Source organism: Enterobacter chuandaensis (assembly GCF_039718975.1).
Classification (GTDB): domain Bacteria; phylum Pseudomonadota; class Gammaproteobacteria; order Enterobacterales; family Enterobacteriaceae; genus Enterobacter; species Enterobacter chuandaensis.
Window position 1 is genome coordinate 4,358,571 of the sequence record NZ_CP097173.1, and the last position, 20,934, is coordinate 4,379,504.

Annotated in this window: 9 protein-coding genes; 2 read left to right on the forward strand and 7 right to left on the reverse strand. The window is 56.8% G+C overall.

Annotated features, from left to right (window positions below; genetic code table 11):
- Positions 1 to 132 precede the first annotated feature (132 nt).
- Complete coding sequence (locus MX657_RS21040; protein ID WP_346806693.1) at positions 133 to 3,003, forward strand: transporter substrate-binding domain-containing protein; 2,871 nt, start codon at positions 133 to 135, stop codon at positions 3,001 to 3,003.
- 20 nt (positions 3,004 to 3,023) lie between these two features.
- Here the strand turns inward: MX657_RS21040 and MX657_RS21045 are convergent, their stop codons facing one another.
- The 7 genes from MX657_RS21045 to MX657_RS21075 all read right to left on the reverse strand — a co-directional run bounded on the left by MX657_RS21045 (position 3,024) and on the right by MX657_RS21075 (position 19,883).
- Complete coding sequence (locus MX657_RS21045; RefSeq protein ID WP_346806694.1) at positions 3,024 to 3,710, reverse strand: response regulator transcription factor; 687 nt, start codon at positions 3,708 to 3,710, stop codon at positions 3,024 to 3,026.
- A 50-nt stretch (positions 3,711 to 3,760) separates the two neighbouring features.
- Positions 3,761 to 5,236 (reverse strand): TolC family protein, encoded by a 1,476-nt coding sequence (locus MX657_RS21050; RefSeq protein ID WP_346806696.1) that lies wholly within the window; start codon positions 5,234 to 5,236, stop codon positions 3,761 to 3,763.
- Position 5,237: 1 nt separating this feature from the next.
- Complete coding sequence (locus tag MX657_RS21055; RefSeq protein WP_346806698.1) at positions 5,238 to 6,476, reverse strand: HlyD family type I secretion periplasmic adaptor subunit; 1,239 nt, start codon at positions 6,474 to 6,476, stop codon at positions 5,238 to 5,240.
- Positions 6,473 to 8,719, reverse strand: coding sequence for a type I secretion system permease/ATPase (locus MX657_RS21060; protein ID WP_346806699.1), 2,247 nt, complete (start codon positions 8,717 to 8,719; stop codon positions 6,473 to 6,475). Before MX657_RS21060 ends, MX657_RS21055 begins: the two co-directional genes overlap by 4 nt.
- 214 nt (positions 8,720 to 8,933) lie before the next feature.
- Positions 8,934 to 9,842 (reverse strand): OmpA family protein, encoded by a 909-nt coding sequence (locus MX657_RS21065; RefSeq protein ID WP_346806701.1) that lies wholly within the window; start codon positions 9,840 to 9,842, stop codon positions 8,934 to 8,936.
- 46 nt (positions 9,843 to 9,888) lie between these two features.
- Entirely contained in the window at positions 9,889 to 15,186 is a 5,298-nt protein-coding gene (locus tag MX657_RS21070) for an Ig-like domain-containing protein (protein ID WP_346806703.1), read from the reverse strand.
- 86 nt (positions 15,187 to 15,272) lie between these two features.
- Entirely contained in the window at positions 15,273 to 19,883 is a 4,611-nt protein-coding gene (locus tag MX657_RS21075; RefSeq protein WP_346806705.1) for an Ig-like domain-containing protein, read from the reverse strand.
- A 276-nt stretch (positions 19,884 to 20,159) separates the two neighbouring features.
- Between MX657_RS21075 and MX657_RS21080 the strand changes: the two genes are divergently transcribed.
- Positions 20,160 to 20,783 (forward strand): response regulator transcription factor, encoded by a 624-nt coding sequence (locus MX657_RS21080; RefSeq protein ID WP_346806706.1) that lies wholly within the window; start codon positions 20,160 to 20,162, stop codon positions 20,781 to 20,783.
- Positions 20,784 to 20,934 lie beyond the last annotated feature (151 nt).

Here is a 20,934-nt window from a genome sequence, read left to right on the forward strand (position 1 = left end):
AATGAAACTATCAGAACCCCATCCTCTGGAGCGTTATAAAAAAATATGCGCCACTACCTTCGTCTTTTTTTGCTTCTGGTTTTATTTTTACCTGGTACGTCTTCGGCACACAGTGAAGAATATAAAATTCTGATGCGCACCCCCATTGAAGGCATGAACCGCCTTCCGCTTACCGGGGAGCAGGCCACGCTGCTGAAGCAGATGCAAAATCTGACGGTAGGCATCACCCGCGATGACGCGCCCCCTTTCGGGATGCGCAATATGCGCCATGAATATGAAGGACTGAGCGCCGACTTCATCGGCCTGGTCTCCTGGCAGCTGAATCTGCCCGTTAAGGTCAACATGTACGACTCGCCGGACGAGTTGTGGCAGGCGCTTGCCCGCGGTGAAATCGACATTATTCCCTCTGTCGCCGCCTTCGAGGCGAATGACACCTTTGTTTTCTCAACGCCCTATGCCAGCGATAAACCGGTATTAGGTATTAACGACCGCGACACCCAGCCCCTCGCCGACGATCTTGCCGACACCGATGTCGCGATGGTCAGGGACTATCTGCCCCTCGCGCAGGTAAAAGCGGCCTATCCTAAAGCGCATTTTCGCCTGTTTGACAGTTACCAGGAGGCGCTGAGCGCTGTGGCATTTGGTCAGTCCCGCGCCTATCTGGGGAATAGTTATTCGCTGAGCCGAAACTATTTAAACAACATTCACATCGAGCGCTTCTCCCGACTCCCCAACCGTGAGGTGGGGTTCGCCCTGAGCCAGAGTCATCCGCAGCTCAACCAGCTCATCAACGCAACGATTCGTGCTGTGCCCGAAGAGGAAAAGCTGGATCTCTATCGGCGCTGGCAGCCCGATCGCGTCGATATTGCCCAGGGAACCAAGTCACTGGACTTTACCGATCGGGAAAAAGCGTGGATCGCTCGTCATCCTGTGGTGAACGTGCTGATCTACAGCCAGGACAATGCCGCGCCGGTCTCCTTCATTGATAACAAAGGCGTGCTGCGCGGCGTCGTGGCAGATCTCTTTTCCGTGGTGTCGCTGCGCACCGGATTGCGCTTTAGCTTCGAGACCGGCAATACCACCGATGACCTAATCGACCAGGTCAACCATGGGCAGGCCGACATGCTCGCCTCACTGACACCGAGCGACGCGCGCAAGGATCGGATCCTCTTCACGCGGCCCTACTTACGCAGCGCGTTTGCCCTCACCACATCAACCTCACGCAACGACATCACGACGCTGGCCGACCTGCGCGGCAAACGTCTGGCGCTGGTGAAAAATATTGGCGTGGAGCAACGGATACGCGAACGTTACCCGGAAATTAAGATTGTGCATGTTGGCAATGAATCGCAGCTGCTCACCAGCATCACCCGCGGTGATGCCGACGCGGCGATAGGCATTCTGGTGATGACGGATTACCAGATTTACACCAATTTTCAGGACAAGCTGAAGGTGGTCTCAATTGTCGGAGAATCACCCGCCTGGATCTCCTTTGGCGTGGGGCTGGCAAACCCGGAACTGCAGCGCATTCTGGATAAAGTCCTGCTGAGTATCTCTCCCATTGAGATGGAAAATCTGGCTAACCGCTGGAGACCCAACGAGCTGGTGGTGGTCGACAGCTTCTGGTATCGCTACCGCGAGGTGTTGATTGCTACGGGCGTCTTCAGTGCCGTGCTGGTGTTATTAGCCCTGGGATGGGCGCTCTATTTACGTCGGCAGATTGTACGTAAGGCGGCGCTGCGCAGGCAACTGAACGAGCAGCTCACCCAGCTGCGCGAAATGCTCACCGAACGCGAGTCGCTGCTGGCGGAGCTGAGCGAGGCGAAAGAGCGGGCGGAAGACTCCAACCGGGCAAAATCCGTTTTTCTGTCAACCATGAGCCATGAGATCCGCACGCCGATGAACGCGATCATTGGCATGCTCGACATCGTGCTGAAAAAAGGACGTCGGGGCGAACACGATCTTCAGGCCCTGGAGGTCGCTTACGACTCGGCAGAGGGTCTGGTGGGGTTGATTGGCGATATTCTGGATATCTCGCGGATCGAGGGCGGGCATCTCGATTTCAACCCGGAACCCGTCCAGTTTGGCAAACTCATCGACAACATGATGCGGGTATTTCAGGGAGTGGCGACGGAGAAGAATATCCAGCTGAATAAAGTCTTTCCGACCGAAGCGCTGTATGAGGTCTACGCCGACCCGCTGCGCATTAAGCAGGTGATCTCCAACGTGCTGAGCAACGCGATTAAGTTCACCGATCGCGGCAGCGTGACGCTGACCCTGTCGCAGCGGGAAGAGGCCGACGCCGACAACATACAGTTCGTGATAGAGGTGCAGGACAGCGGTGTCGGCATTGATGCCAGCCAGCAGGCTGCGTTGTTCAGGCCTTTCAGTCAGGCGGATAATCGCCGGGCGGGAACCGGGCTGGGGTTATATATCAGCCGGACGATTTGTGAAAGCATGAACGGTACGCTCACGCTTGCCAGCGAAAAGCACGTTGGCACCACGGTCAGGGCGACCTTTTCTCTGCCTAAAGTCACCCGTGCCGTGACGACTCGTGCCCAGCCTCATACGGAAGAGGAAACGTTACCGGCGCTTAACGTACTGGTGGTTGATGACAATCCCGCAAACCGTATCCTGCTAGCCAAACAGCTGGCGTGGCTGGGACAGCATGCGCACCTGGCTTCCGGCGGCGATGAGGCGCTAAAAATTTGGGCCGACACGGCGTTCGATGTCATTATCACCGACTGCAACATGCCCGGCATCAACGGCTATCAGCTAACGGGGATGTTGCGTAACGCAGAACGTGAACAGGGCCGGGCACCCGCATGGATTATCGGGTTTACGGCGAATGCGATGCATGAGATTAAGGAACGGTGTTTACAGGCGGGGATGAATGATTGTCTCTTTAAGCCGTGCTCTATCAGCGATCTTGCGGCAGCACTTCGCTTGCACGGGCCTGCGAGGAACGGTAGACCGGGCAAGCGCAGCGCCACCCGGTTATAAAAACGACCCGGGGTTGATCATCACAACAACTGGTCGTGCCAGAGGAACAGCTCAGGATCGGTCTTCACACCCAGCTTTTTCATCGCGGCTTTCTTCTGGCCGCTAACGGTTTTGCGGCTGCGGCTGAACTTCTCGGAAATTTGCAGCACGGACATACCAGAGAGGAAGAGGCGCAGCACTTCCAGCTCCCGCGCAGAGAGCTGGTCCAGGCGGCCAATACCGTCGATGACCTGCTGTTCATCTTCAGCGTTGCCGGACGTCGTCGGCTCGGAGATAAGATAAAACTCCTTCTCCATGCTTTCAGAGAGGCAGATATGACCCGCCGCCACGCGGCGTACGGCATCTACCACTTCCGAGGCGTCACGGCTTTTACCAATATGTCCGCGCACGCCCGCCTTCAGCGCCATACGGACAATGGCGGTATTTTCCAGCGTCGATGAGATTAATATTTTCAGCCACGGAAAATTACTCATCAGCTGCTTGATCATCGGTAATCCGTCGATATCTTCATCGCCGAGTAAATAGTCCAGGATCAGCACATCGATACGATTGGTACGTAAAAAGTTAATCAGATCGATGCGGCTGGCAAAGCTGCCTTTCAGTTCAAAATCCGGCTCCTGGCTGAAAATAATTTCCAGCCCTTTGCGCACAATAGGATGATCGTCGAGTAAGGCAATATAGATTTTTTTTCCTGAAAACTGATTCATCTGCACTCTCTTTCTGTGCCTGCTGAGTGGTTCATTATTTAAACGGCTGGTTACTGCTTTCTCAGCCACTGCAATAATGTTCCCGCACTGGCATAACTACGAAATATTGCAGCGTAAGCGTCAAAGCGGTTGGTGGCTTCTGCAACCTGGTTACCGTAATAATCACTTTCTGCACTCAGCACATCCAGCAGGGTTCGTCTGCCAAGGTGGTACCATTGATCGAAGAAATCATGGCGAATACGATCGGATTCAAAGGCTAAGTCATGGTACAACTCGGCGCGTTCCAGCATGCTGCGGGCATCCTGATCCGCCGCGCGCACGCGGTTATCCAAATCGCGTAATTGTTTTTCAATCGCCTCTCTGCTGGCATCAGCCCGACGCGCAGCAGAGAGTTCAGCGGCGCGTTGAGAACCGCCGCGGAAAATAGGCCAGCTCACGTTTACGCCCGTCTCCCAGGATTGTTCACGCCCCAGCTCGTCACGCCCGGTGCTTTTGCCAACGTTCCAGGTGACCGTCGGAAACGATGCAGAGCGCGCGGCGTCCGCGTCAGCCAGCGCCGATGCGGTTTCCGCCTTTGCCTGACGAATCGTCGGATGGCTATTGAGGGCCGTCAGCTGCGTCGTCAACTCTCCCGGCTTCAGGTTCCAGACGGTTGCCGCGGGCAGGGGCACTTTTTTATCCCCCAGCAGACGGTTAAGGGTGATTTCAATATCGCGAGCCCGTGAAACCGCCGTATCCAGCGATGATTGCGCCTGAAGCAAGCGCCCGCGCGCCTGAGTCAGCTCGCTGCGACGCCCCTGATCGACCTTCACAATCCCGTCCAGCATGTTGACCAGCTCGTTCATGCGGGCCACGTACTTTTGGCTCAGGCTGATGATCTGGCGCTGTTTGCTCAGCTCAACCAGCGAGCTGCTGACCTGCCAGGCGATATCTTCCGCCTGGGCATCGACGTTGTTTTTCGCCGCGTCATGCAGTGCCTCACGGCTTTTAATGGTGTTACTGGTGCGGCCATAGTCGAGCAGTGTGGTCGCCATATTGACGGTTACTGCCGGTCGGCTGTCGCTGTAGCGGCGTTCACCGCCGCCAAACTGGTAACTTTTGGAACGGGTACCGACATCAATCTGCGGCCAGCGCTGACCTTTGGCTTCGTCCACGTTGGCTTCCGCCGCTTCAGTGTTGTAATGCGCGCCACGCACTTCGGGGCTGATGCTCAGCGCGGTATTTACCGCATCATTAAACAGGGCGCGAATCTCACCTTCGCTGGGTGCCCGGGCCGTTGCAGCCTGGGCAAGGCTTTCACGCTTCGGCGTCGCAGCCGCTCTTTTCACGGATGACGACTCCACTAACGGCGCGGCTGGCGCAGGCGGCGTGGAGGCCATCACCATGCGAGATTTTACCACAGGGGCTGCAGGCTCAAAGGCTAATAAACCATCACTATTGGCTGCACTTTTAGCCGATGCCAGGCACGCCGCGGCCGTCAGCAGCGCCGCCAGACGGCGCTGCACAAACATTGAATCACTTTTCATATTAACGCTCGCGGAACGCTTCCTTCGCTTTGAAGATAGGTTTCAACAGGTAATCAAGAATGGTTTTTTCACCGGTGCGGATTTCTACCGTGGCAATCATGCCCGGGATGATCGGCAGTGACTTGCCACCGGCGCTCAGCGTGCTGCTGTCGGTTAACACCATCACCCGATAATAGGTATCGTCAGGGCGGCCTGCGGCGGCTTTGGCGTCATCCTTCAGCGTGTCCGGGCTGACGAGAGAAACGTGCCCTTTGAGGCCACCGTAAATACCAAAATCATACGCGGTGATCTTCACCATCGCCGGTAACCCGGCATGCAGGAAGGCCACGTCAGACGGTTTGATCTTCCCTTCCACCAGCAGTTGGTCTTCCAGCGGTACGATTTCCATAATGTGTTCACCGGGCTGGATTACGCCGCCGATGGTGGTGACGCGCACGTTTTTCACCGTGCCTTTCACCAGCGCGGTGATGGTGGTACGGCTTACCACGTCGGCGCGTCCCGTCAGGTTCTCTTCGGCCTGCACCAGATCCAGTTCCTGACGAATCAGCTCGGCGTTAGCATCTGCCTGGTAGCGGTTACGACGCTCGACGATTTGCGACTGCAGATCGTTCGCCTGACGACGCATGCGCAGCAGTTCGACTTCCGAAAGCAGGCCGCGTGCCGCCAGCGGCTCTGACATAGCAATTTCGTTCTGCGCCAGGCGGTAGCTTTTCTCTAATGAGGCCACCCCCTCTTCCAGCGCCTGTTTGCGGCTGTTGTAGGCGCGCGTTTCCAGGTCCACTTCGGAAGGGTACTGCTTCACGCGATCGCTAAAGGTCAGCGGCAGACCGTAGGCTTCCGCACGCAGGCGGTTAACGGTTGCTTCAAGGGCCACCACTTTACGCAGCGTCTCCTGATAACTGGACTGGGCGCGGGTAGGGTCAATCTTGAGCAGCACCTGACCCGGCTCGACGATGTCGCCTTCACGCACGTTCATCTCTTCAAGGATCCCGCCTTCGAGGCTTTGAATCACCTGCTCACGGCTTTTAGAGACAATTTTGGCGTCGCCTTTGGTGATCTCTTCCACTTTGGCAAAATGCGCCCACGTTAAGAAACCGGCAAAGACCGCCAGAATCAGCCAGAGAACCAGACGGGATTTCGGCGTCGTCTGCGAGAACAGAGCCTCCTGGATGTCGCTCATCCAGGCGGCGTCGCGCGCCGACAGGTTTTTCTGTTTACGGTTGCGTTTGAAGAAGGTCATGCGCTTGCCTCCACGGGCTGTTTTCCGGTAGCGGCTTTCGCTGGATGGCTGTCATTGGCGGGTGCGCCGTTCAGTGCGGCCAGAACCTGCTGTTTAGGGCCATCCGCCACAATTTTGCCGTCATCTATAACAATCATGCGGTCCACCAGCGCCAGCAGCGACGGGCGATGGGTGATCACCACCAGCGTGTGCCCAGCGGTCGCCATTTTCAGATGCTGTAAGAACAGGGCTTCCGTCTGGGAATCCATCGCGCTGGTGGGTTCATCCAGCAGCAGCAGGTTCGGTCTCGCCAGCAGCGTTCGGGCCAGGGATACCAGCTGACGCTGACCGCCGGAGAGGCTATTCCCCTGCTCGCCCACCGGCATGTGGATACCGCGTGGATGACGCGCGGCAACCTGATCCAGCCCCGTCAGCCGCAGCACGTGCAGGAATTCATCGGAGGAGGCGTTCTGGCGGCCAATCATGATGTTTTCACGCAGGGTACCGTAAAACAGACGCGCTTCCTGGCCGACAAAGCCCACGTTGTTACGCCAGTCCGACGGTTCAATCTGGTTCACATCCAGCCCACTGCTGAACATTTGCCCTTTCACCGGGGTATAGAGACGCGCAATGATGCGCAGCAGGGTCGATTTACCGCTGCCAATTTTGCCCACAATCGCCACGCGCTCACCCGGTTTGATCGTCACGTTGACGCCTTTCAGGATCTCCGGGTTAGGCTGCATCGGCGGTGCCGGGTAGGAGAAGGTCACGCCTTTCAGTTCAATATCGCCGTTCAGTTCAGGCTGTTTGATGTAATCAATCTCGCTGCTGCGATCGGTCGGATGTTCCATCAGCCTGTTCAGCGAGGTCAGCGCGGCTTTGGCCTGCTGATAACGCACGGCCAGACCAATCACCTGGCTTAAGGGTGCCGTCACGCGCCCGGCCAGCATCACGGTACCGATCAGCGCACCCTGGGTCAGGTTCCCGGCATCAATGAGATATACCCCGGTGACAATCAGCATCACCGTCTGCAGCTGCTGCAGGAAGCTCACCGAGTTCATCGCCAGCGTCGAGTAGTGCTTCGACGCCGCCGCGCTGGAGGACTGCATGGCGCTGAACTTCTGCCAGCGGCTCTGCATCCAGGACTCCCCGCCGACCGACTTCAGGGTCTCCATCCCTTCGATGGATTCAATCAGCACGCCCTGCTTTAACGAGGCTTCCTGCAGGCTGGCTTTCATCACTTTCGCCAGCGGCCACTGGATAAGCAGGCTCACCAGCAGGATCATCGGCAGCATCAGCATCGGGATGAATGCCAGCGATCCGCCAATGGCAAAAATAATGCCGATAAACAGCAGCACAAAAGGTAAGTCGGCAATCGCCGCCAGCGTGGCGGAAGAGACAAAGTCACGGACGGATTCAAATTCGCGCAGCTGGTTGGCAAACGAGCCGGAAGAGGCCGGCTTATGTTCCATTTTGACCGCCAGCGACTGACGGAACAGAATGCTGCCGACGATCAAGTCCGCTTTTTTCCCGGCGGTATCGAGCAGATGCGCACGTACCGTACGGGTGACGGCCTCAAAGACCATCGCCACCAGTACGCCAATCGCCAGCGACCACAGGGTAGTAAACGCCTGGTTGGGGATCACCCGGTCATAGACGTTCATGGTAAAGAAGACGGACGCCAGCGCCAGAACGTTCACCAGCACCGAGGCCAGCGCGGCGCTGCGGTAGTAGCTGCGATAGCGCCACAGGGTGCTGAACAGCCAGTGGCCTTTCGGCTGCGGCGGGGCAATGTCGCTCACCCGGCTGTCAATGCGCGCCGTCGGCTTCGCCGCAATGGCATAGCCGACATACAGCTCGCTGAGCGCCGCATGGTTCAGCTCAACCGGCTCATCACCCACTTCCGGCATGATCAGGGTATAAAACAGGTCCCATTTATCATCGGCATTTTTACGACGCTCGCGCGCGAGCAGAACCATGCCGCCCGCACCTTTGCGCAGCAGAATCATGGGGAAAACCTGCTCGGGCAGTTCAGCGCTGTTACGCTTGATGAGCCCCCCGGTGATACCGGCGTTTTTGAGCGCATCAAGCGCTAAAGAGGGTGTGAGCGTTTGTTCAACAGGCAGACCAGCCAGCAGGACATCGTCGCTCTTACCCAGACCATAATGCTCCGACAGCCAGGCAATACTTCGTAGCAGGGAGTCATCATTAAGTCGGGTATCGCGGGCGATGGCATGCAGCTGTTCCTCCTGGGTGTTAGCCATTGAGGATTCCATATTTCGTGTATTCCAGGTTATAAAAAATCAAATAAATCAAAAAGATAAGTTAACTTTCTGAGTGAATTAGGAATATTCTGTCACGCGGAATGGTCTTGCCTTAATGAGACCTGTCTCAATGGAAGTGCTTATTTTTTGGCACGAAAGAGGTTCTGAGCGGGGGAAAAGGGCCTTCCCGTGGCGGGAAGGCAGCGTTGATACATTATTTTTGTGCAGAAGCACTCATGTCGCGATCGCCGCTCACGCGCACCACAACACGACGGTTAGGGGCATTACAGGCGATCAGCGTTTTTTTATCGGATGCCGCGCAGTCGTTCACGACAGGCTCCTTGCTGCCCACGCTGGTCGCACTCATCAGGCGAGCCGGAAGGCCGTTCTCCGCCAGCATAGTATGCACGGTCTGCGCGCGCTTCAGGCCAAGGGCGTAGTTGCCGCGATCGCTGCCGATGGCGTCCGTGTGGCCGATCACCTGGATCTGCTTCAGCTCAACGTTTTCACGTTTGATCGTCGCCACCAGATCCTTAACGGCCTGATGACCCTGAGCAGAAACGCCTTTCGCGCTGCCCTGACCAAAACGGAACATCACGTCACCAGAGAGGGTGTAATCTTTGTACCGGGGTGCAGGCAGATAGTTACAGGCCTCGACGCTGGACGCGCGGGACAGCACGTGGATCTGCTCGCGCAGACCCGCGAGATCCTTCTCCGCCTGCTCGCGCGTACGGGCTTCCGGCACCGCATTCATCGTGGAGCTGACGCGCACAAAGTAGGTTTGCCCTCCGCTCATCTCAACGTTATAGCCCTGCTCTTTGCCATGGTACTGCGGCGCATCATTCTGATACGCACCCAGATTATGCTTACCCGGAGCCAGACAGAATGTCGTAAAGCCGCCAGGTAACAGCGCGTCATGGAATTCATTGTCGACATAAATATGCGCCGCACCGCCCGCCGTATTGCTGGCGTCACGGTAGTAAACCACCTGCGTTTGCGTCTGGCTGACGGGCGCAACGGGCTGATAGGTCTTGCCAAAATTCTCCGCCGCCAGCGCCGGATGAAGAATAAATGCGGATGAGGTAAACAGCGCCGCGAATAAAGAGGTCTTGAAAAAAGTCATAAATCCTCCAGAGGCCTCCCCGAAAGGAGGCCTGGAAAAGTTTAAGTTAGTGATTATTCACGTTGACGGTCACACCGGTTTGCACCAGCAGTTCCACATCCAGGTTTTCGACCTGGTATATCTGGTACTCGACACCAGACACCTTGACGTTACCGGCATTGGTCCAGTTACCCGGATCGCTGTTATCAGGCAGCAGGTCGCTCAGGTTCACCACATCACCTTTGTTCCCCTGAACCATCAGCTGTTTATTGCCATCAGCGATAAACATATCCTTCTCTGCGTGGGTCAGCACATCGTTCAGGCTGATATTCAGCTTGTCCTGCTTGCTGTTGGTCAGATCAATGGTCTTGTGCTGGAGGTTATCCAGGTTAATCTCACGATCGTTCAGCGTGCTGACAACACTGGCGTTATCGTCATGCTGCTCTTCAGCATTCATCATCATGGACATAGAGCGGCCTGCGGAACGGCTGGCAGCCTGTGTTCCCCATGAAATATTGTCCAGCCCCAGACCACTCTGGTCATTGCTGTAAATGTGAATTTTAGCGATCGTTTCACCGGCTGGTGCCTGGAAATTAAAGTTCACGTAGTCCGTACCACTCGTTCCACGCCCGCTCAGTGAGCCAATCTCTTTTCCCGCAGCATTATAAAACTTCACGTAAGCTGCTGAGGTTGTTGTGCCGCTCCCGTATCCCCCCCATCCCATTAACTGGAAGTTAATGCGATCTGTTTCACCCACGGTAAAGGTTGTTCCTGCGCTTCCCTGAGCGATATACAGGAACGGATTACCATAGTAACCACCATTTTGCGTGGTCGATACGCGGGCATCTCCTGACAATAACGTAAAGCCTGAATCGGTCGGTTTACCAATCGTAAGGGACATATTCGCCAGCGCGTTGAAGTCTTCTTTACCACTGGTGACAGGCGAAACGATTGTCAGGCTTCGCGAAACACCCGCACTCCTGTTACCCGCCTGGTCAACAGAGAATACGCTGAAGGTATGGTTGCCCAGTGGCAGCGCTGGCGGCGTAAAACTCCAGTTACCGTTGGTGGCAACAGTGCTATACGTGGTTCCATTCACCGCGATATAAACCGTGCTACCTGCCTCTGCCGTACCATTCAACGTTGGCGTACTGTCATCCGTCCGCCCCAGGTTGGCAACATTGCCTGTTTCTGCCCCTGCGTTATCTATCACGCTGGTGATCGCTGGCGCGGCGTTAACCGTATCCACCGTAATCGCGAAGTTTGTTGAATTCGCCGAACGGTTGCCAGCCGGATCGATAGAATAAGCCTGGAAGTTATACGTCATGTTGTAGTTCGTGGTGAGTGGGAAGGACCATTGCCCATTCGCACCCGCCGTGGTCGAACCATGCACAGCACCGTTTGCCGGGTTGATGATATACACCACGCTGCCCGCTTCCGCCGTGCCGCGCAGATCCAGCGTACGGTCGTTTGTGACGCCGCCGTTACCTACCAGGCCGTTATAAACGCCACCCTGGACATCGTCGAACGAACCGGTGATTGTCGGTGCGTTATTGACGGTGTCGACCGTCAGCGCAAAGCCCGACGAGTTCGCGGAACGGTTCCCTGCTGCGTCAACAGAATATGCATGGAAGTTGTACGTCTGGTTGTAGTTCGTGGTAATCGGGAATGACCATTGGCCATCTGCGCCCGTAGTAACGGAGCCCGCAACCGTACCGTAGTTATTCACCACAATGTAAACCACACTACCAGGCTCTGCCGTACCTTTCAGCTCCGGCGTGCGATCGTTGGTGACACCGCCGTTACCAACCAGACCGTTGTATACCCCGCCCTGAACATTGTCATAGGCACCGGTGATCACCGGCGCAGCGTTGACCGTGTCTACGTTGAGTGAGTAGGTCGCCGATTTTTCGGACACGTTGCCCAGGTCATCCTTCGCGATGGTGTAGAACATGTGCGGACGGCCTGCAGCCGTATTTGCGACAGCACGCTCCCAGCTCCAGTTGCCGTTTCCATCGGCTTTCACCGTATCAATCACCGCGTTGTTATACGCGTTGTAGATGTACACGATGCTGTTCGCTTCTGCCGTCCCGCGCAGTTCCATATTCGCATCGTTGGTCAGCCCACCGTTCGGCACCAGGGCTTTATAGATGCCGCCTTCCACGTCATCGTACGCGCCCAGAATCACCGGCGTGGTCGCTTTGGTATCGACTTCCAGACCATAATGGTTGGATTCACCCGACACGTTACCCGCCTTGTCCTGCGCCCTCACATAGAAGTCATGCTGCGCATCGGACAGGGCTGGAGAGGTCCATTTCCAGTTACCATTCTCATCGGCATATACGGAATCAATCGGCACGTTGCTGCCCGGAACGTAGATTTTCACCAGGCTATTTTTCTCAGCGGTACCACGCAGTTCAGGCGTTGCATCGCGTGAACGGCTGCCGTCGGCGATCAGGTTGCCCGCGTCGTCATACATGCCCTTGATGGTCGGTGCATCCGGCGCCTGAGTATCAATGGAGATATTCCACGGGGCCGTTGGCGCACTCTTCACGCCGGTTGGGCTCTGGAATACCGCCGTCAGAGACAGCTCGGTTCCGTTGTTCTGCTGTGGCAGCGTAAAGTTCCAGGTATTCGCTGGTCCAACGGTGACGGAGTCGATCAGTCGGGTACCGTCGTAAATGAACACGACGTCGCCCGCCACACCGGTACCGTGCAGCGTCGGCGTGGTGTCATCGGTCACAGCCGGGTTCGCCAGGTCACCCTGAACCAGGCCCACGTCATCCGCCACGCGGTCCAGGGAACCGGTTGGTACGCGAGTATCCAGCGTCAGTTCGAACGGCGCGGTTTGCGCACTCTCACCCGCACCGGCGTCTTCACTCGCGGTGATCTTATAGGTGGCATCCACAGACAGCGCCGGACTGATGGTGTACTGCCATTCGCCGGTCACGGCGTCTGCACGCACGCTATCCATGTATTTGCCGTCAACATACACCTTCACCAGCGCGCCAGCCGTTGCGCGGCCCACAACCGTTGGGGTCGTGTCGTCGGTGTGGCTACCGTTGCCCAGGTTACCCACGATGTCGCCCTGATCGTCCACAACGTGGCTGATGGAGACGCCGTTACGGCTGGTGTCCACGATGAAGTGGATCGGATCTGAAGCCGGACCGACGTTACCCGCTTTATCCTCGATAGAGACTTTCCAGGTGTAGTCACCATCCGTCAGCGCCGGGGCCGGGGTGTAGCTCCAGTTACCTTTATCGTCTACCGGTACGCGCACGGTGGTGCCGTTACCCAGATCGATAATCGCGGTACCACCAGGCTCACCCTTACCGCGGTAGGTTGGGGTGTTGTCATCGGTGGTGTCGTCATTGGCGATGAGGCCTGGCGTGCCGAAGTCGTCCCACAGCTCAATGTCGGTCGCGGCCAGCGGATCGATGGAGTCCACGATAATGACCCATTCGCCGGTTTCCGGGCTGCGGTTACCCGTCACATCTTCCGCGACGGCGCGGAAACGGTGCTCGCCCTGCGACAGTGCGGTGTCAAAATCAATCGTCCAGCGGCCGCCCGTTACCACGGCGCTGCCGATCGGGTTCGGGTTGGTGCCATCGTACAGATAGACAGTCGTACCATCCTGCGCGGTCCCGGTAATGGTCGGGCGATCGTCGTTGGTGATGCCGCCGTTTTGTACCGTCCCGACATGCGACTCAACGTCGTCGATTACGTCGGTGATAGCCGGTGCCGTCGGAATACCGCCCGCCAGCAGATCGAACGAGAAGGTGTCAGACGGTTCAGAACGCAGACCCGCCTTATCCTGCGCCACAACGGATACGTCATAGTGACCGTTTGCCAGGCCCAGCGGCGGCGTCCAAGTCCAGGTTCCGGTGCTGTCAGCCGTCACCGAGTCAACCGTACGGCCATTCACAATGATAAACACCAGGCTGTTCTTCTCGGCGGTACCGGTGAAGTCCGGGGTGCTGTCATCCGTAATACCGCCGTTAGCGATATTGCCGGTCTGCTGACCTGCGTCATCGAACACGGTATCGATCGTCGGTTTTGCCGGCGGCTGGGTATCCACGATAAAGCCGATCGGATCGGACGGCTCGCTGGCGTTACCCGCAGGATCGACAATCACCACCACGGCTTCATGCTCGCCTTCCGGCAGTGGGTTTTCCGGGGTCACTTCCCATTTGCCGTCGTCGCCCACGATCGCGGTGCCCACGACTTCGTCGTCGATAATCAATTCAACCGTTTCGCCAGGCACAGCGCCTTCGCCGCTGAATACCGGCTGCGTATCGTCAGTGACATCACCGTTGTGGATAGGCCCGACAACCGGACCCTGGTCGTCTTCAACGTCACCAATGATCGGTTTGTTCGGTGCTTCGGTATCAATCACCAGCTTCCACGACGCGGTCGGTGCGCTTTCCACACCGGTCGGGCCGCGGAATACCACGCTGACGTCCAGCGCTGTGCCGTTCGTCTGCTCAGGAAGGGTATATTCCCAGCTGTTGTCAGCACGCACGGTCACGGAGTCGATGATCTCATCCCCGTTGCGAATGAACACAATATCCCCAGGACGGCCCGTGCCGTGCAGGGTTGGCGTGGTATCATCGGTGACCGCCGGGTTGGGCAGATCGCCCTGATAGCGACCCACGTCATCCGACACGCGATCGAACGTGCCCGTCGGGACAACGGTATCAATGGTCAGCAGGAACGGACGGGTATTCGGCGGGTTATCGCCTGGGCCGCTGTATTCACCTGCGGTAATTTCATAGGTCTTCCCGGATTCCAGCGCCGGGTTGATCTCAATCGCCCACGCTCCCGTGGCAGGATCGGCAGTCATCGACCCGACGGCGTTCCCGTCCACATACAGGGTCACCAGGGAGCCCGGCGTCGCCGTACCCACAATAACCGGATTAACGTCATCGGTGCTGCTGCCGCTTGCCAGCGGGTTAGTCAGCGTACCGGTATTATCTTCAGCGTGGCTGATGGACACGCCGTTACCTACCGTATCTACAGTGAACATTATGGGAGGCGTCGACGGCCCACGCTCGCCCGCGCTGTTTTCCAGCGCGACAGACCAGCTGTAGCTACCGTCCGCCAGCGCAGGCGCAGGCGTCCAGCTCCAGTTACCGGCTGAATCTACCGGTACGCGAACGCTTTGACCGTCACCGAGGTCAATCACCGCAGTCATGCCCGGCTCACCCTTTCCGCTGAAGGTTGGGGTGTTATCTTCGCTCGGATCGCCATTGTGGATTTCACGCGGGAACAGGTAGTCGTTCCACAGCAAAACATCCGCAGGCAGTGGCGGCAGCGCGGCGATATTTGGCTCGGTACTGTTATTTGAAACGAGGGTCTTTTTCATACTATTTTCCAAAAAAAATTCTGTTTATGTTCTGGTCTAAAACGTTCCGGAGGTTCCGGTAAAGGAACCCCCTTTCCTGGTATCAATTAATGGTTCTGCAGCGTGACCGTGACTCCCATCTGAACGAGGATCTCAGTATTCAGGCTGTCCATCTGGTAAGACTGATACTCCACTCCTCCCACATTCACCGTACCGCCATCGGTCCAGTTACCCGGGTCCATGCCGTTCGGCAGCAGATCGCTCAGGTTCACCGTGTCGCCTGCGTCGCCCTTCACCATCATTTGGTTGAAGTCGTTGTCGTGGAACAGGTTTTGCGTGGCGTTTTCCAGTACATCCCCCGCGTTCAGCGTCAGGGTGTTGTTGCCTGTTCCGGTAATGTCGAACACTTCCATTGACTGGACTTTGTGGGTCAACACGCTCAGGTCAAGGTGCTGATCCGCTCCCAGCAGCTTCAGCGTGTCCGTGCCTTCTCCGCCCTGAATTACCGCATCGGACAGTTTTGCTACGTCAGCAACCTGATACAGGTTGTCCGCCGCGTCGCCGTACCAGATATCGCCCTGGTTATCCGCCAGGAACTCGCCTGGGGTAACGGTTGTTGCTGACCCGCTCACCACCAGGTTGTCGATGCTGAAGCCAAACCCAGGACCAGTTGGTCCTTCCTGGTGGTAAATCTCCATTCGGTAAACCGGCGTATCATCCGGGCTGGTAAACGACACCGGGTAATTTCGGTTACTACCGAAAGCGCTCACCGACTGGGAGCTAATCTCATTGCCGTTGATGTCATAGAACCTCACAACCGTCGATTGGCCCGCCCATCTCGGGTTAAAGTCGAAACGAATCTCACTGGCGCCGTACTGAAAATCGACAAACATGCTGCCTTCCATGCCGAGATCCTGTACAGAACCTTCCAGAGTCAGATTGAAACCTCCCCCGAAGGACTCGTTACTAAATGAAAACTGATTTCTGGCAGTATCCGCTGAATGGGAGAAACGCATCCCATGCACCCACTCACCGGCATCAATTGCGCTGAACTCCGCAGGTGACTCGAAGTTGTTGGTACTGGTAAACGCGCTGGTGCGGTAGCTGGAGCTGTTGCCCGCCGCGTCAACTATCGCCGTGCCCACCGGAATATCGGTGTAGCCACCCGCTGGCATGGTCAGGGTGACATTGCCGTTAGCGATATCCGCCGCCGTCAGGGTGTGCGTGACGGTGATGTCACCGCTCTTCAGCACCACGGTGTCACCCTCGACAACGCCGCTGCCCGGCAGCGTGACGGTCACGTCATTACCGCTGCGCACCACGTCGGTTGGCGCGTCTGGCGCAACCTGATCGAGCACCACCTTCTGCGAGGATTCGGTGTAGTTTCCGGCGGCATCGACGACGCGAGTCTGGATAGTCCAGTCCGCGCTATGGCCTGTCGCATCAACAAACGCCCACTTGTCACCGTCAACCATGGCTTCTGTCCAGGTCTTCCCACCGTCGGTGGAAACCATCACGCGATCGCCCGCTTCCAGCGGTGCAGAGAGATGGCCGCTCACCAGGCTGCCCGCTTTACCGCTGTTGGTAAGGAAGTCGCTGCCGCTGAAACCGGAGTCCTGGGTCATGTCATCGACCACCGCGCTGCCCGTTGGCGCCTCGGTATCAATGATGATTTTCCACTCCGCAGACGGCGCGCTTCTTACGCCAGTCGGGCTCTGGAAGACTGTCGTCAGTACCAACTCAGTACCGTTGTTCTGCGCAGGCAGGGTGTAGTTCCAGGTGTTGCCTGGCCCAACGGTCACGGAGTCAATCAGCGTGGTGCCGTCATAAATGAAGACCACATCACCCGCCACGCCTGTCCCGTGCAGGGTTGGCGTGGTGTCATCGGTCACTGCCGGGTTCGCGAGGTCGCCCTGCACCAGGCCCACGTCATCTGATACGCTATCGAACGAGCCAGCCGGTACGCGCGTGTCCAGCGTCAGCTCAAACGGCTCAGTCTGAGCGCTATCACCCGTGCCGGTGTTTTCACTGGCCGTGATCTGGTATGTGCCGTCTGCGGTCAGCGCCGGGTTAAAGGTGTAACGCCACTCACCGGTGCGCGCATCGGCAATCACGCTGTCGACAAGCCTGCCGTCCAGATACACTTTCACTTCTGCACCCGGCGTCGCACGGCCCACAACGGTTGGCGTCGTGTCATCGGTGTGGCTACCGCTGGCCAGATTGCCCTGCAGCGCCCCTTCATCATCTTCTACGTGGCTGATGGAGATGCCGTTACGGCTGGTATCCACGGTAAAGTGGATAGGGTCCGTTGCTGGCCCCACGTTACCCGCTTTGTCTTCAATGGAGACTTTCCACGCGTAGTCGCCATCCGCCAGCGCAGGCGCCGGGGTGTAGCTCCAGTCACCGTTGTTATCGATCGGAACGCGCACGGTGGTACCGTCACCCAGATCGACGATCGCGGTACCGCCAGGTTCCCCTTTGCCGCGGTAGGTCGGCGTGTTGTCATCCGTCGTGTCGTTATCCGCAATGACGCCAGGCGTGCCGAAGTCGTCCCACAGCTCAACGTCCGTCGCGGCGCCTGGTGGCACGGAATCAATAATAATTACCCATTCACCGGTTTCCGGGCTGCGGTTACCCGCCGCGTTTTCAGCCACCGCACGGAAGCGGTGTTCTCCCTGCGCCAGTGCCGTATCGAAATTAATGGTCCAGGTTCCCCCCGTGACCACAGCGCTGCCGATCGGATCCGGGTTGGTGCCGTCATACAGGTAAACGGTCGTACCGTTCTGGCCGGTTCCCGTAATGGTGGGACGATCGTCGTTGGTAATACCGCCCTGCTGCACGGTCCCCAGATGCGCATCCACATCATCTATGACATCCGTGATGGCCGGAGCGGTAGGAATGCCGCCCGCTACCAGATCAAAGGAGAATGACTCAGACGGCTCGGAACGCAGGCCAGCCGCGTCTTCGGCCACGACTTCAACGTCATAGTGACCGTTGGCCAGCGCCGGAGACGGCGTCCAGGTCCATTTGCCTGTAGCATCAGCGGTAACGGAATCCACTTCACGGCCATTGACGATGATGTGCACAATGCTGTTTTCTTCGGCTGTGCCGGTAAAGTCAGGGGTGCTGTCATCAGTAATATCACCGTTCGCCAGGTTGCCCGTTTTCAGACCCGCGTCATCAAATACGGTCTCAATCGTCGGCCTTTCCGGTGGTGTGGTATCGACAATAAAACCGATCGGATCGGACGGTTCGCTGGCGTTACCCACCGGATCAACGATGACCACAACCGCTTCGTGCTCGCCTTCCGGCAGCGGATTTTCCGGGGTCACTTCCCATTTGCCGTCGTCGCCCACGATTGCGGTACCCACGACTTCGTCGTCGATAATCAGGCGAACGGTGTCGCCAGGCGTGCCGCCGTCGCCGCTGAATACCGGCTGGGTATCATCAGTGGTATCCCCATCGTGGATCGGGCCCACAACCGGACCGACGTCATCTTCAACGTCACCAATAACCGGTTTGGCTGGCGCCTCAAGGTCGACAATAAATTCAAAGTCATCAGACGGTTCGCTGTCGTTACCCGCCGGATCGGTGATGATCACGGTCCCGGTGTGGCTGCCTTCCGGCAGCGGTTGTTCAGGCGTAACTTCCCATTTACCGTCTTCACCGACGATTGCTGTGCCGACCACTTCGTCGTCAACGATCAGCCTGACGGTGTCGCCAGGGGTCGCACCTTCGCCGCGGAATGTCGGCTGGGTATCATCGGTCGCGCCGCCGTTCTGAATGGGGCCCGTCACCGCACCGACGTCGTCTTCCACTTCGCCAATAATCGGTTTAGCTGGTGCGTCCAGATCCACGGTGAAATCAAAAGAATCGCTCGGCGCGCTGGTGCGGCCGTCCGGGCCTTTACCAATCAGCACAATACTGTGGTCGCCTTGCGCCAGCGGGGTTTCCGGCGTCCAGCTCCATGAACCGTCAGGATTGACGCGGGTTTCGCCGAGTTTTTGGTTGTTTTCCCAGAATTCAACGATATCACCCGGCGTACCGGTACCGCTGAAGGTTGGGGTGGCGTCATCGGTGACGCCGTTTTGAGGGATCGCGCCGGTTTTCGTGCCGACATCGTCGTGAACGTCGGTCAGCACCGGTGTCTGCACAGGCGCAACGGCACCGCCGTTATCACCGCCATTGTTATTACCGCCATCGTCACGGTTATGACGAATAATGGCGCCCAGGCCCACCAGCGCGCCAATACCGGCTAACGCGCCCAGCGCCAGTAAGGCAGGCGAGAACGCGGTACCCGCAACGGCTAAACCGTCGAGAGCCGCAATAGCGCCCGCACCCAGCGCCTGGGCGGAAGATTCACCATCCAGCAGGAAAGCGGCTTTGTGGTCGTCATCGCCGTCAGTGGCAATGTACTCGTGCCATTGACCGTCTTCGCCTTTACCGACCAGCTCACCCGGATTATCGAAATAGCCTTCAATGATCAGCTGTGGCTGATCTTCGTCAGTGCCTTCCAGCAGAACGAACAGGTCTTTCCCGACGCGTTTCAGCGTAATGTTTTCTGGCGCGACGCCATTTTCCCCTTCCGCAAGAATGTATTTTGCATTCGGGATGGCTTTAATTTTGACAGCACTGCCAACCTTTTCACTGCGCAGAACGTCAGCTTTGACAATCGTCTCTTTATCAACGACTGCAATATTTACTGGCTTGAGATTCATTTTCTAAATTCTCGTGTAAATAATCGATCTGTGTCCGCGCAACGCGCCAGACGCACTTCCATACGGGATACACTCCCTGGCTGACGCTATCTTCCCGGCGGGCAAGTTTTGGCTTAATAAGACCTGTCGCAAACCCGTCTTATAAGTCATTTAAGGGGCAGGAACAGTCAGGATGGCGTGAGGAAAATAATGGCGAAGATAAAGACAAGTCTTGGTTCACTTTTTTAGCGATGGATAGAAAATAATGTTTTTGTTACCCACTCAGGACAGTCAGGAATGTCAGGTAAAAAAGTCATTCTCATGGATTCCAGCCCACTGCTGCGTGCAGGTATCAAGGGCTTATTAACAGAACAAGATTATGAGGTTGTGGCACAATTCCCCGCCATCGAGGAATTGCACAGTGCATTACCTGCGTTACATGCTGACCTGATTATCATGGAACATCTGCAACAAAGCGCCGAGGTATTTTCTTACCTGGCGAAAATAAGGAAAACACACCCTGAGATTTGTGTTCTCATTTTGTCCTCATCATTCAGTGATTTTCACATCCAGCTAAGCAGGCGGGCTGGCGCAGCAGGTTACATCAATAAAAATAGCTCGTTAGAAAAAATAACCACAACCGTCAATAACGTCCTTTTCGGTAAGTATTGCTACGGCTCTGAGCTTTGGCATCATCACGCCAGATATCCGCAGGATGCCTCGTTATTATTATCCCTGTCCCATATTGATATCTGTATTTTGCGTTATATTTCCGCTGGCTATAGCAACCAGATTATCGCCTCGATGCTGGACATAAATAATAAAAAGGTCAGCGCCTATAAGCAGCGTATCATGGCAAAGTTTAACATCACCCGACTGGCGGACCTGGTCGATCTGGCAAAACGGAATTATCTGTACTGAGCGCCGGAAGCAGCCCGGACGACGGTTCGTTCGGGCTTGATGACATAAATCGTTGCAAAACGAATGCTCCGAAAAGAGTGATCTACCGCACATATCCCTCCACATCCACCGAAGCGAATGTCTACGCTTATAGGACGCCCGGAAAAACCTG

Excerpts from the sequence above, each read along its gene's own strand:
- MX657_RS21060 (WP_346806699.1), bottom strand. The coding sequence starts at position 8,719 with ATGGCTAACACCCAGGAGGAACAGCTGCATGCCATCGCCCGCGATACC.
- MX657_RS21075 (WP_346806705.1), bottom strand. The coding sequence starts at position 19,883 with ATGAATCTCAAGCCAGTAAATATTGCAGTCGTTGATAAAGAGACGATT.
- MX657_RS21050 (WP_346806696.1), bottom strand. The coding sequence starts at position 5,236 with ATGAAAAGTGATTCAATGTTTGTGCAGCGCCGTCTGGCGGCGCTGCTG.
- MX657_RS21070 (WP_346806703.1), bottom strand. The coding sequence starts at position 15,186 with ATGAAAAAGACCCTCGTTTCAAATAACAGTACCGAGCCAAATATCGCC.
- MX657_RS21040 (WP_346806693.1), top strand. The coding sequence starts at position 133 with ATGCGCACCCCCATTGAAGGCATGAACCGCCTTCCGCTTACCGGGGAG.
- MX657_RS21055 (WP_346806698.1), bottom strand. The coding sequence starts at position 6,476 with ATGACCTTCTTCAAACGCAACCGTAAACAGAAAAACCTGTCGGCGCGC.
- MX657_RS21065 (WP_346806701.1), bottom strand. The coding sequence starts at position 9,842 with ATGACTTTTTTCAAGACCTCTTTATTCGCGGCGCTGTTTACCTCATCC.
- MX657_RS21080 (WP_346806706.1), top strand. The coding sequence starts at position 20,160 with ATGTCAGGTAAAAAAGTCATTCTCATGGATTCCAGCCCACTGCTGCGT.
- MX657_RS21045 (WP_346806694.1), bottom strand. The coding sequence starts at position 3,710 with ATGAATCAGTTTTCAGGAAAAAAAATCTATATTGCCTTACTCGACGAT.